This is a genomic window from Cognatiyoonia sp. IB215182 (genome assembly GCF_033963905.1).
Taxonomy (GTDB): Bacteria; Pseudomonadota; Alphaproteobacteria; order Rhodobacterales; family Rhodobacteraceae; genus Yoonia.
In genome coordinates this window covers 343106-354711 of record NZ_JAXBMB010000003.1, presented here as the reverse complement: position 1 = coordinate 354711, position 11606 = coordinate 343106, and the positions used below count along the sequence as shown (strand labels likewise).

General features: G+C 59.7%; 13 protein-coding genes. 8 read left to right on the top strand and 5 right to left on the bottom strand.

Going from position 1 to position 11606, the window contains the following annotated elements; genetic code table 11:
* Positions 1-6: 6 nt before the first annotated feature.
* From SLH47_RS08005 to SLH47_RS07995, 3 genes are all read left to right on the top strand, one after another.
* On the top strand, positions 7-786 hold the full coding sequence (locus SLH47_RS08005) for an SDR family oxidoreductase (protein WP_320238946.1): 780 nt from the start codon (positions 7-9) through the stop codon (positions 784-786).
* The gene (locus SLH47_RS08000) at positions 786-1904 is read left to right on the top strand and encodes a DNA alkylation repair protein (protein WP_320238945.1); all 1119 of its coding nucleotides are present in this window, start codon (positions 786-788) and stop codon (positions 1902-1904) included. The genes SLH47_RS08005 and SLH47_RS08000 overlap by 1 nt, the downstream gene beginning before the upstream one ends.
* Before the next feature lie 71 nt (positions 1905-1975).
* Entirely contained in the window at positions 1976-3046 is a 1071-nt protein-coding gene (locus SLH47_RS07995) for an ABC transporter ATP-binding protein (RefSeq protein WP_320238944.1), read from the top strand.
* A gap of 28 nt (positions 3047-3074) precedes the next feature.
* Here SLH47_RS07995 and SLH47_RS07990 read toward each other — a convergent pair whose 3' ends face one another.
* The 4 genes from SLH47_RS07990 to ccmI form a co-directional block, all read right to left on the bottom strand.
* Complete coding sequence (locus SLH47_RS07990) at positions 3075-3425, bottom strand: VOC family protein (protein ID WP_320238943.1); 351 nt, start codon at positions 3423-3425, stop codon at positions 3075-3077.
* Positions 3426-3503: 78 nt separating this feature from the next.
* Positions 3504-3746: a DUF1289 domain-containing protein gene (locus SLH47_RS07985; protein WP_320238942.1), complete on the bottom strand. Its 243-nt coding sequence runs from the start codon at positions 3744-3746 to the stop codon at positions 3504-3506.
* Positions 3743-4219, bottom strand: coding sequence for a Holliday junction resolvase RuvX (gene ruvX / locus SLH47_RS07980; protein WP_320238941.1), 477 nt, complete (start codon positions 4217-4219; stop codon positions 3743-3745). The genes SLH47_RS07985 and ruvX overlap by 4 nt, the downstream gene beginning before the upstream one ends.
* On the bottom strand, positions 4216-5415 hold the full coding sequence (gene ccmI / locus SLH47_RS07975) for a c-type cytochrome biogenesis protein CcmI (protein WP_320238940.1): 1200 nt from the start codon (positions 5413-5415) through the stop codon (positions 4216-4218). Before ccmI ends, ruvX begins: the two co-directional genes overlap by 4 nt.
* Positions 5416-5617: 202 nt before the next feature.
* Here ccmI and SLH47_RS07970 point away from each other — a divergent pair, with 202 nt between their 5' ends.
* The gene (locus tag SLH47_RS07970; protein WP_320238939.1) at positions 5618-6862 is read left to right on the top strand and encodes a sarcosine oxidase subunit beta family protein; all 1245 of its coding nucleotides are present in this window, start codon (positions 5618-5620) and stop codon (positions 6860-6862) included.
* 29 nt (positions 6863-6891) lie between these two features.
* Here the strand turns inward: SLH47_RS07970 and SLH47_RS07965 are convergent, their stop codons facing one another.
* Positions 6892-7047 carry a hypothetical protein gene (locus SLH47_RS07965; protein WP_320238938.1) on the bottom strand — a complete coding sequence of 52 codons (156 nt, stop codon included), beginning with the start codon at positions 7045-7047 and terminating at the stop codon, positions 6892-6894.
* Positions 7048-7229: 182 nt separating this feature from the next.
* Between SLH47_RS07965 and SLH47_RS07960 the strand changes: the two genes are divergently transcribed.
* From SLH47_RS07960 to SLH47_RS07945, 4 genes are all read left to right on the top strand, one after another.
* Entirely contained in the window at positions 7230-7445 is a 216-nt protein-coding gene (locus tag SLH47_RS07960; protein WP_320238937.1) for a hypothetical protein, read from the top strand.
* A 117-nt stretch (positions 7446-7562) separates the two neighbouring features.
* On the top strand, positions 7563-7892 hold the full coding sequence (locus tag SLH47_RS07955) for a sarcosine oxidase subunit delta (protein ID WP_320238936.1): 330 nt from the start codon (positions 7563-7565) through the stop codon (positions 7890-7892).
* Positions 7889-10900 (top strand): sarcosine oxidase subunit alpha family protein, encoded by a 3012-nt coding sequence (locus SLH47_RS07950; RefSeq protein ID WP_320238935.1) that lies wholly within the window; start codon positions 7889-7891, stop codon positions 10898-10900. The genes SLH47_RS07955 and SLH47_RS07950 overlap by 4 nt, the downstream gene beginning before the upstream one ends.
* The gene (locus SLH47_RS07945; protein ID WP_320238934.1) at positions 10893-11477 is read left to right on the top strand and encodes a sarcosine oxidase subunit gamma; all 585 of its coding nucleotides are present in this window, start codon (positions 10893-10895) and stop codon (positions 11475-11477) included. The genes SLH47_RS07950 and SLH47_RS07945 overlap by 8 nt, the downstream gene beginning before the upstream one ends.
* Positions 11478-11606 lie beyond the last annotated feature (129 nt).

The window sequence follows — 11606 nt, the reverse complement described above, 5'->3', positions numbered from 1 at the left end:
CATCTGATGGATCTGGGCATCAAGGGAAAACGCGCGCTGGTTTGCGCATCATCAAAAGGGCTGGGTCGCGGCTGTGCGGAGGCTTTGGCCGAGGCGGGCGTGGACCTTGTGCTGAATGCCCGCGGGGCCGAGGCGTTGGAGGCGACGGCGACCCATATTCGCGATACGTACAGCGTTGATGTTGTAACTGTCGCTGCCGATGTCGCGACGGATGCGGGGCGAGATGAACTGATCGCCGTGGCGCAGGGCGTTGATATCCTTGTGAATAATGCGGGTGGTCCCCCTCCGGGTGTCTGGTCGGATTGGGATCGCGACGATTTTATCAAAGCACTGGATGCGAACATGCTGGCGCCCATCGCACTCATCAAAGCGCTGATGCCGGGGATGATTGATCGCGGTTGGGGGCGGGTCGTGAACATCACATCCGGCTCGGTCAAGGCGCCTATTCCGCAACTGGGTCTGTCCAATTCCGCACGCGCGGGCTTGACCGGTTACGTTGCTGGAACCGCGCGTCAGGTGGCGCAATTTGGGGTGAACATGAACAACATGCTGCCTGGCATTCACGCCACCGATCGGGCGATCAGTCTCGATACCGGCGTGTCCAAGGCGCAAGGCATCACAATGGACGAAGCGAAAAAACAGCGCGAGGCGACGATCCCGACCCGCCGATACGGCACAGCTCAGGAATTCGGCGCGATGTGTGCGTTCCTGTGCTCACAACATGCGGGCTTTATCGTCGGGCAGAATATCGTTCTGGACGGCGGTGCGATCAACGCGACGATCTGATGGCCGAGCGCTTCAGTCTCAAGGATCACCTGTTCAACCCGGAGACGGTTGGGCGTCTCGGTGGGCATTTTGAGGCGGCGGGGGTCTTCAAGGCCGCCCCCTTCGTCGCGGATGTGCTGGCCGAGATGGGACCGCTTGAGCTAAAGGCGCGGATCAATCTGATCGCGGAGGTTCTGGAACGGTATCTGCCGGGTGACTTCCAGGCGGCGGCGGATGCGATCAATGCCGCGTTGCCGCCGCCATTGGATCCGACGCTTACGGATGATGACTTTGGCCACTTCATCTATGCACCTTTAGGGGTTTACGTGGAAAATCATGGCCTTGAGGATCATCTTGAACTCAGCCTCACCACGTTGGAGGCGGCCACTCAGCGCTTTTCCATGGAATTCTCGATTCGCGCGTTCCTCAATCGTTGGCAAGACGCCACGCTCGAACGCATGCAGGATTGGGTGCACCACGATCATTACCATGTGCGGCGTCTGGTGAGTGAAGGGACACGGCCCAAGCTGCCTTGGGGGCAGGCCGTCGGGCTGACCACGGCACAGACCTTGCCGCTTCTGGACCAGTTGCATGGCGACCCGACACGGTTTGTCACGCGCTCCGTCGCCAATCATTTGAACGATATCACCAAGAAAGAACCGGACGCGGTGATTGCTCGGTTGAGCGCATGGCAAAGCGCGGATCGGCAAAATGAAAAGGAACTGGCCTGGATGCGCAAACATGCCCTGCGTGGCCTCATAAAGGCGGGTGATCGGGCGGCGCTGTTGCATCTGGGCTACCGGCCTGACGTGGCTGTGACGGTCTCGGATTTTGGCATCACACCGGATGCGCTAGCCCGTGGTGACAGTGCCGAGGTGGCGATGACCATCGAGGTTAAGAAAGACGCGCCGCTGATCGTGGATTACGTGATCGACTTCGTGAAGGCGAATGGCAGTACAGCGCCAAAAGTCTTTAAGATGAAGGTGTTCGACGCCAATGCGAAGGCACCTGTCAATCTTCGCAAGAAGCATGTGTTCAAGGACAATGCGACGACCTTCACCCTCTATCCCGGCCCGCATAAACTGCATGCGCAAGTGAACGGGCGGATCGTGGCCTCTGCCGCTTTTGATCTGACGTGACCTTGCCCCATCGGCGAACTGTTGTTAGGTGAGCAAAACCTTAACGTTTCAGTCAGGCATCTCCTTCGTTTATGCAAACCCCCCGTCTTGAGATCAAGGATATCGTCAAGGATTTTGGCGGGCGCCGGGTGGTGGACCATGTCGACCTGACCGTGATGCCGGGGCAGGTGACCTGCCTCTTAGGGCCGTCAGGCTGCGGGAAGTCCACCACCTTGCGGATCATCGCTGGCGTTGAAAAGCAGGATAGCGGCACGATCCATGTGGATGGCAGCCTGGTCTGCGACACCGTGTTTCGCTTGCCGCCCGAAGAACGCTCCATCGGGTTGATGTTTCAAGATTTTGCTCTGTTTCCGCATCTGACGGTCGGGAAGAACGTGGCTTTTGGGCTGAAAGGCAAGAACAGCGCCGCGCGTGTTGAGGCGCTTTTGAAGAAAGTCGGTATGCTGAGCCATATCAACGACTACCCCCATCAATTGTCCGGCGGTGAACAACAGCGCGTGGCGCTCGCCCGCTCTCTCGCCCCAAAGCCGCAGATCATGCTGATGGATGAGCCGTTTTCGGGCCTAGATGACCGCTTGCGCGATGGTATCCGCGATGAAACGCTGGACGTTCTCAAAAGCGAAGGCACAGCGGTCCTGCTGGTCACGCACGAGCCGGGCGAGGCGATGCGGATGGCCGACGAAATCGCCCTGATGCGCGACGGGCGGATCGTGCAGCAGGGCGCGCCTTACAACATCTATAATGCGCCGGTGGATCTTGAAGCTTCAGCATTTTTCAGTGATATCAATGTGATCCGTAGTAAAGTTAAGGGCGCTTTGACCAACACACCCTTTGGCCAATTCCTCGCCCCCGGCGTGCCTGACGACACTGAAGTGGATATCGTCATCCGCCCGCAGCATCTCAAGATCGATTTTGACCGCGGCGGCCGCGGCCCGAATCCAACCCCTCAAGACGGCACCGCCGCGCGCGGTGTGGTGCAACGCGCGCGCTTTATGGGCGCATCGAGCCTCGTCGAGTTCCGCATGGATTATGACGGATCAATCCTGAAGGCGGTGGTTCCCTCGGTGTTCCTGCCCAAGCCGGACACCGCCCTTTGGCTAATGATCCGGCGCGACAGGTGCTTTGTTTTCCCACGGCAGTGAGATTTGGCAAAAATGCCTTGAAATCAAACTACTTGTGGGACAACACGTTGAGAAGCTTGCCCACCGGGTCCAACAGGAAAAAGCGGCGCACGCCCCAGGGTTCGTCGGTGAGTTCATACTTAATGCTGCAGCCCAAAGACTTTGCCCGCTGATATACCGCATTAACATCATCGACCTCGATTGAGGCATCTGGAACCGGTGTACCCGAGCCGCCCTCGGACGCAATGCTGACCTGAACACGGGCAGAGTTTTCCGAGGCAAGGGTGACGATCCATCCTTGGTCCATGATGGGTTCAAGACCAAACAGGTCTGAATAGAACTGCTGAACTTCCGGAACCGATTCAGTCGCGATGTCCAGCACGATGCGTTTTACGACCATTCAGCGCCCCCCGTTTACGCGCATTCTACACTGGGTCGCGAATATTGTCAGCTTTGGCCACGCACCGTGTATTGCCCGTTAGCTCAATCTTCCCGCGCGCCCGCCGCGCCGCTTTGTGATCTGACCGGCGCGCGACGGCAGGTCTTCCATCACCTCTTGCCGGGCTTCGGGTGTCATTTGCGACCATGCGCCGATCTCATCAATTGACCGCAGGCAGCCGGTGCAGAGCCTGCTTTTCGGCTCAATCACGCAGATTTTCACGCAAGGGCTTTCGATCTCGGCGCGGGCCCAGATGTGGTCGGTGTTTTCTGGCTTGCTCACGCCTCGTTCCTTAGATGGAGTAGTCGGTCTAATAGTCCTTGCAAGATATAGCCCGCAGCGACGTGATCAATAACCTCTGCGCGACGTTTTCGCGACGTATCCGCCGCTAATAGAGCACGTTCGGCCGCCACGGTCGAAAGCCGCTCATCCCAGAAGGTGATGGGCAGCGGCGTCAACCGCTCCAGGTTGCGGGCGAAGGCGCGGGTGGCCTGACAGCGCGGCCCTTCGGAGCCGTCCATGTTGATGGGCAGACCCAGCACAAAGCCGGTCACAAGGCGACTGCCGGAAATCTCCAGCAGCTTCGCGGCATCCACCCCGAATTTCTTGCGGCGGATCGTATCAACCGGCGTTGCGACCGACCGCATGACATCAGAGATCGCCAGCCCAATCGTCGCCGTGCCCAGATCAAGCCCCATGATCGCGCCGCTTTCCGGCAGGGCATCGCGAAAGGCTTGGGGTGTGTCGAGGATCATTCGTCGAGCACGCCTGCATCACGGGCCGCATTGGTCAGGATTTCCATGCCGCGCATGGAACTGACAAAGACCTGCTGCGCCTCCTCCCAAACAGCGCGAGCAGCCTCTGTCTCACCGATTGAGGCATAGGAACGGATAAGGCGCGCCCAATCCTGGGCAGGACCGCCTTGGGTGGCCAACCGATTTGCAAGACCCGAGACCATGTCGCCAATCATCGCTTGCTGTTCTTCCGGCGGAAGCTGCGATGCGGCTTCCATCTGCGCGAATGTCGGTCCGCGTGTTTCGGGCAACGCGTATTCCACGCCCGCGCGGAAGGCCGCATCGCTGATCTGTGCCCTTGCGCTCGCGATGTGGAAATTGTTCGGATCGCCCGTTTCAACCAGATCGCGCCAGAGCCGCAGCGCCAGATCGGGGCGGTCAGTTTGATTATAGAGCGCGCCCAGATAATAGAGCGCGGCGATATTCGCTCTATCTTCGTCGAGGATCGTGTTGATCACATCCTCGGCTTCGGGCGAGACGAAGCCACCCGCCGCCACGACCATCAGATCAAGCAGGCGCTGGCGGTCGATCATTTCGACCGCGTCGCCCTTGATCGCGATCACCTGGGCCTGCGCTTTGGCAGCATCTGCGTAGTTGCGCAACTCGACCTCATGACTGGCGAGTAGCGACCAAGCTTCAAGATCATCAGGCCGGGTTGGCGCGATCACGCGCAACTGGGCGATAGCTTCGCGGTATTCATCGGGCACTTCGACAGGCGGTGGCGCGGGTGCGGCGGCCTCTAACGCGGCCTGGCCGGGGCGGTTGGTGCGCATTTCTTCGCTCGCGGCAAGCCGGGCCTGCAGCGGCATATCCGGATAGCCGGGCGCACCGATGGCCCAATAGACATAGACGCTTATGGCAAGGACACCGGCGGCGATCAGAGCAGGGGTAAGCAAGCTGCCTTTGCCCGCCTTGTTTGGTGTCGTCTTGGCGCGATTTGCGGCGAGCAGACGGCGCGCGACTTCGGTGCGGGCGCGCTCCGCCTCATCGGGCGCGAGCAAGTCGCGGGCAAGGTCGCGCTCAATCTCATCCAGTTGCGCGCGATAGACGGCGATGTCGGGATTTTCCTCGGCTACGCGGCCACCGCGCACCAGCGGTCCCGCAATGATCGCGGCGACAACCAAGGTCATCACAATGCAGACAAGCCAGAAAATCATCGTTCCCCGTGAATTTGATCTTTGTTGCACATAACGATCGCAATGCTCCCTGAAAAGAGCCTGCGACATGGCATCCATTCACGGTGTCGCGCGCATGTCGTAAAACGCAAATCAGACGCCGCTGGCAGTTGCTAAGGCGTGGCGCGTTCGGTCCAGATAGATGGGCAGGCGCGGGTGCGTGCCATAAGGGGATTTGGGATCGATGAAACGCTATTCCGCTTTTGCCATCGCGCGCGAGGCCTTGCGCCAGCACAAGGGCTGGGATCGCGCCTGGGCCAAGCGTGAGCCCAAGCAGAAATACGATGTGATCATCATCGGGGCAGGCGGGCACGGGCTGGCGACGGCCTATTACCTTGGCAAGAATTTCGGGATCACGAATGTGGCGATCCTGGAGAAGGGCTGGCTGGGCGGCGGCAATACGGGCCGGAACACAACGATCATCCGGTCGAATTATCTGCAGGACCCGTCAGCGGCGATCTATGAGAAGTCCCGCAGCCTTTACGAGAACATGAGCCAGGATCTGAACTACAACGTCATGTTCAGCCCGCGCGGCGTGATCATGCTGGCGCAGACGCAGCATGAAATCCGCGGCTACCAGCGCACGGCGCATGCCAATGCTCTGCAAGGGGTCGAGACCGAATGGATCGGGCCGGAGCGGGTGAAAGAGCTGTGCCCGATCATCAATATCGACGGTCCGCGCTATCCGGTGCTTGGCGGGCTGTGGCAAGCGCGCGGTGGCACCGCGCGACATGATGCGGTGGCCTGGGGCTATGCGCGGGCCTGTTCGGATATGGGCATGGATGTGATCCAGAAATGCGAGGTCACGGGTATCCGGCAAGAGAACGGTCACGTAGTCGGGGTCGACACCACGAAAGGCGCGATTGATTGCGACAAGCTCGGCGTTGTCGTGGCAGGCCATTCCGGCGTGCTGGCGCAAATGGCCGGTTTCCGGTTGCCGATTGAAAGCGTGGCGTTGCAGGCGCTGGTGTCAGAGCCGATCAAACCCTGCATGGATGTGGTTGTGATGGCGAACACCGTGCATGGCTACATGTCACAATCCGACAAGGGCGAAATGGTGATCGGCGGGGGTGCCGACGGCTACAACAACTACACCCAGCGCGGATCGTTCCACCATATCGAGGAAACGGTGCGCGCGCTGGTCGAAACCTTCCCGATGATCTCACGGCTCAAGATGTTGCGGCAATGGGGCGGGATCGTCGACATGACGGGCGACCGTTCACCCATCCTGTCGAAAACGCCGGTGGGTGGCATCTTCGTCAATTGCGGCTGGGGCACGGGCGGGTTCAAGGCGATCCCCGGCTCAGGCTGGGCCATGGCCGAACTGATGGCCAAGGGTGCCTCACCACTAACGGATGAGTTCAGCATGTTCCGCTTTCGCGAGGGAAAGTTCATCGACGAAAGTGTCGCGGCAGGGGTGGCGCATTGATGGAAGTGGTAAAGAGCGCCAACGCGCGGTCACTCGTCCCGTTTGCTGTCCGGAAATCCTTCGTGGAAGTCTCCAGGGACAATCATGTCGTCGTCGTCGGGGAAATCACCCCGCAGCCGGTCAATTATCATGAAGACAATCGCCGTCGTCAGCGCGCCACCAACTATGATCAAAAGCAGTTCCATGCGTCACCCCTACCAAAACGCGTTGGCGCAACGAACCCGATGATTGACGCCCCGGCAACGCTTGGCCGACGTGATGCGCCAAATCCGGCTGAGCCTTGCTCATATAAGCCGGGGAAATCCGCCGATGTTCCCCTTACGTCACAGTCTGCTTTGATGTGCGTGTCTCAAAAGGAGGACGCACCATGGATGACTATACCCAATCACGGACCAGCAGCGGCAGCGGCATCGGCTTCCTCGTGGCGGCTGTTATCGTTGTGCTTGTACTACTTTATGCGCTTTTTGCAGGTGGTTCGGTCGATCCGAATACAGACCCCGCGGCGGCCGGGGCCGCAGACGGCACGGCACCTGTTCTTGAAGAAACGGCGCCCGCGGCACCCGCTGTGCCTGTTACCGAATAACGCCACTCACCCGAACACCGCCAAAGGCGGGCGCTTTCACGCGTCCGCCTTTTTTGCGCGCGTATGCTGGGTGATGGCGCGTTGCATCCCCCAAAAATCAGTAAGTGAGGGTGTCCCATGCTGATCCTGCGCTGCCCCTTTTGCGGCATGGATGTGGATGAAACCGATCTGCAGCCGGGTGGTGAGGCCCATCTGAAACGCGAAGGGCCGGGATCGTCGGACGAGGATTTTGAGGATTACCTGTTCTTGCGCGCCAACCCCAAGGGCGTGCATATCGAACGCTGGCGCCATGCCTATGGCTGCGGCAAGTGGTTTCATGCGGCACGCTGCACCAATACGCTTGAGGTCTTTGGCACCTATCCCGCCCAGACGCTAGAGCCCCCGCAAGAGATCAAGGACAAGATTGCCGGTAAGCGCCCCGGATGGTCATGGGGGGTCTTCAAATGAGCACGCGACTCGCCGATCATGGCCGTCTTATTAACAAAGCCAAGCCGGTTTCTTTCACCTTTAACGGCAAGCATTTGCGTGGTTTTGAAGGGGACACGCTCGCCTCGGCACTTTTGGCGAATGATCAGATGCTGGTCGGTCGGTCCTTCAAGTATCATCGCCCGCGCGGCGTTGTGGCCGCGGGCGCGGAAGAGCCGAATGGGCTTGTGAACCTGGGCAAGGGCACACGCTTTGAGCCCAATCAGCGGGTAACGACGACTGAGTTGTTTGAGGGGCTGACGGCCACATCGCAGAACCACTGGCCCAGCCTTGAGTTCGATGTGGGTTCTATCAACAGCAAGCTCTCGCGTTTTCTGCCTGCGGGCTTCTATTACAAGATGTTCATGTTTCCCCGCCCATTCTGGAAACATGTCTATGAGCCGTTCATTCGTAAGTCTGCGGGCCTTGGGAAAGCGCCCAAGGATCGTGATGCGGATACTTACGAGCATTTTCATGTGACCGTTGATGTTCTGATCATCGGCGGCGGGATTGCCGGACTTGCGGCGGCCTTGGCAGCCGGAGAGCGCGGCGCGCGTGTGCTGCTCATGGAACAAAGTGCCGATTGGGGCGGGCGGGCGCTTGTGGACAGCCCTGAAATTGATGGGCAGCCTGCAGAAGAGTGGGTTAAGAGTGCTATTCAAGTCATTGAAAAGATGCCACATGTTGACATGCGCCTGCGTTGCATGGGGGCCGGTATCTACGACCATGGCTATGCGCTCGCCTATGAACGGCTGACGGATCACGCGCCAGAGGATGAGGGGCCACGACACCGCCTTTGGCGTATTCGCGCCAAGCAGATTGTCACCGCCACAGGCGCGATTGAGCGGCCATTGTCCTTTGCTGGCAATGACTTGCCCGGTGTGATGCTGGCCTCTGCCGTGCGAGACTACGTCGTCAACTACGGCGTGTCGGTCGGTGATCGGACGGTCGTTGTCACCAACAATGATGATGCCTATCGCACTGCGATCACGCTTAAGAAGGCCGGGTTGGAAGTCCCCGTGATCGTAGACGCGCGGTCGGAAATCGCAGGTGACCTGATTGACGAGGCGCGCGATCTTGGCATCCGGGTCGAGACGGGAAAGGGCATTGCGGCGGTCAAAGGCGGCAAGCGTGTCACCGGGGTCGCGCTTTGCGCGCAGGCTGGCGAAGGTGCGGTGCTGGAAGAAATTGCTTGTGAGTGCGTCGCCGTGTCGGGCGGCTGGTCTCCGGTCGTGCATCTCTGGTCCCATTGTGGCGGCAAGCTGAACTGGGATGCGGATCAGGCGATGTTCCGGCCTGATCCCGAACGCCCTCCCACAAGCCATGACGGGCAAGGTTTCGTCGCGACAGCGGGAACGGCGAATGGGCATCTGTTCACAGCCGAAGTTCTGGGCGATGGCTGGGCCGCCGGGCGCGCGGCAGCAAAGGCAGCCGGTCACACCAAGCGTGGCGGTCAGGCACCGGACGGGCAGGATGCGGGTGAGGGGCCGATGGCTCCGGTCTGGCTGATGCCGCAGGGTGCGGCCCATGCGTTGCGGTCAAAGGCTTGGCTGGATTTCCAGAATGACGTAAAGGTGTCCGACGTCCAACTGGCCGCGCAAGAGGGGTTTGAAAGCGTTGAACATGCCAAACGCTACACGACGCTCGGCATGGCGACAGATCAGGGAAAACTGAGCAATATCAATGGCCTTGCGGTGCTTTCTCAATCGTTGAATGATGAAATCCCGAATGTCGGCACGACGACGTTCCGTCCGCCTTACACGCCGATCTCCATGGGCTCCATTGCCGGGGTTGCGCGGGATGAGCTGTTCCAGCCGATCCGCAAAACGCCGATCTCGGACTGGGCCAATGAAAACGGCGCGGATAACGAGCCGGTGGGCTATTGGCGCAGACCTTATGCCTATCTCCGTCCCGGTGAAAGCGTTGAAGATGCGGTCAACCGCGAGGTGAAGAATGCCCGCGAAAACCTCGGCCTGCTCGATGCCTCGACCCTTGGCAAACTGATCGTGAAGGGGCCGGACGCGGGCAAATTCCTCGACATGATATATACCAACATGATGTCGACGCTGCCGGTCGGCAAATGCCGCTATGGGCTGATGTGTACTGAGAACGGCTTTCTGATGGATGACGGCGTTGTGGTGCGCATGGCCGAGGATACCTGGCTTTGCCACACCACAACCGGCGGGGCCGACCATATCCATGCCCATATGGAAGATTGGCTGCAATGCGAATGGTGGGACTGGCGGGTTTATGTCGCCAATGTGACCGAGCAATATGCGCAAATCGCCGTCGTCGGCCCGAATGCCCGCAAGGTGCTGCGCAAGCTGGGCGGGATGGATGTCTCAGCCGAGGCGCTGCCCTTCATGCAATGGGCGGAAGGGAAGATTGGCGATTTTGATGCGCGGGTGTTCCGGATCTCGTTCTCCGGTGAGCTGTCCTACGAAATCGCCGTGCCTGCGGGGCAGGGTCGCGCCTTTTGGGGCGCGCTGATCGAAGCAGGCGAAGAGTTTGGCGTGATGCCTTACGGAACCGAGGCGCTGCATATCATGCGTGCCGAGAAGGGGTTCATCATGATCGGGGACGAGACCGACGGCACCGTGATCCCGCAGGACTTGAACCTGCATTGGGCGCTGTCGAAGAAGAAAGAGGATTACTTGGGCAAACGTGCCCATGCGCGCACTCACATGGCGAGCGCTGACCGCTGGAAACTGGTCGGGCTGGAGACCGAAGACGGCTCTGTCCTGCCTGACGGGGCCTATGCGCTCGCGACCGGCACAAACGAAAACGGTCAGCGCAATACGCAAGGCCGCGTGACTTCAACCTACTACTCGCCGACGCTTGAGAAGGGCATCGCCTTGGGGCTGATCCATAAAGGGCCGGACCGCATGGGTGAGGTGATCGAGTTCAACAAGGTCGATGGCACGACAATCCGCGCCAAGATCGTTGATCCCGTCTTTTATGACAAGGAGGGGGAGAAGCAGAATGTCTAACCCTGTCAGTGCATTACAAGGCAAGGTTGCGGCAGAAGAGGTGACGATCCGCGAAGCGGGCCTGCGCGGCATGATCACTCTGCGTGGTGATTTGGCGGATCGGAAGCTGAAGGCCATTTGTACCAAGCTGACAGGTGCCACCTTCCCTACACAAGGGCAGGCGAACTGCGAAGGCGAAAAGGGCCTATGCTGGATGTCCCCTGACGAGATGCTGGTGCTGCTGCCCTACGCTGAGGTTCCTGAGGCGCTGGCGCAGATCAATGAGGCCCTGGCGGGCACGCATTATCTGGCCGAAAACCTCTCGGATGCCCGCGCGATGTTCTTTGTCGAAGGGGAGTTCTGCCGTGAGGTCATCGCCAAACTCGCCCCCGTCGATCTGCATCCCGACACATTCAAACCGGGCGATTTCCGCCGCACAAGGTTGGGCCAGATCGCCGCGGCCTTCTGGATGCGCGATGAAGACACGTTTGAGGTGATCTGTTTTAGGTCGGTGGCGGGATATGCGTTTGACCTACTCGCGGCGAGTGCGAAGGCGGGTTCTGTTGGGCACTTCCAGTTGGGACAAAGCAATTCCTGACACAGGAATTGCCGCCAAATCCTCAGCCGAGGATTTGCCGCCCAGACTTTCGCGGAAAGTCTGACAGTGCGGGCCGTCAAGGGCACTTGACCTTGCGTGACCATGTGACATGTATCAGCCCATCCGGTC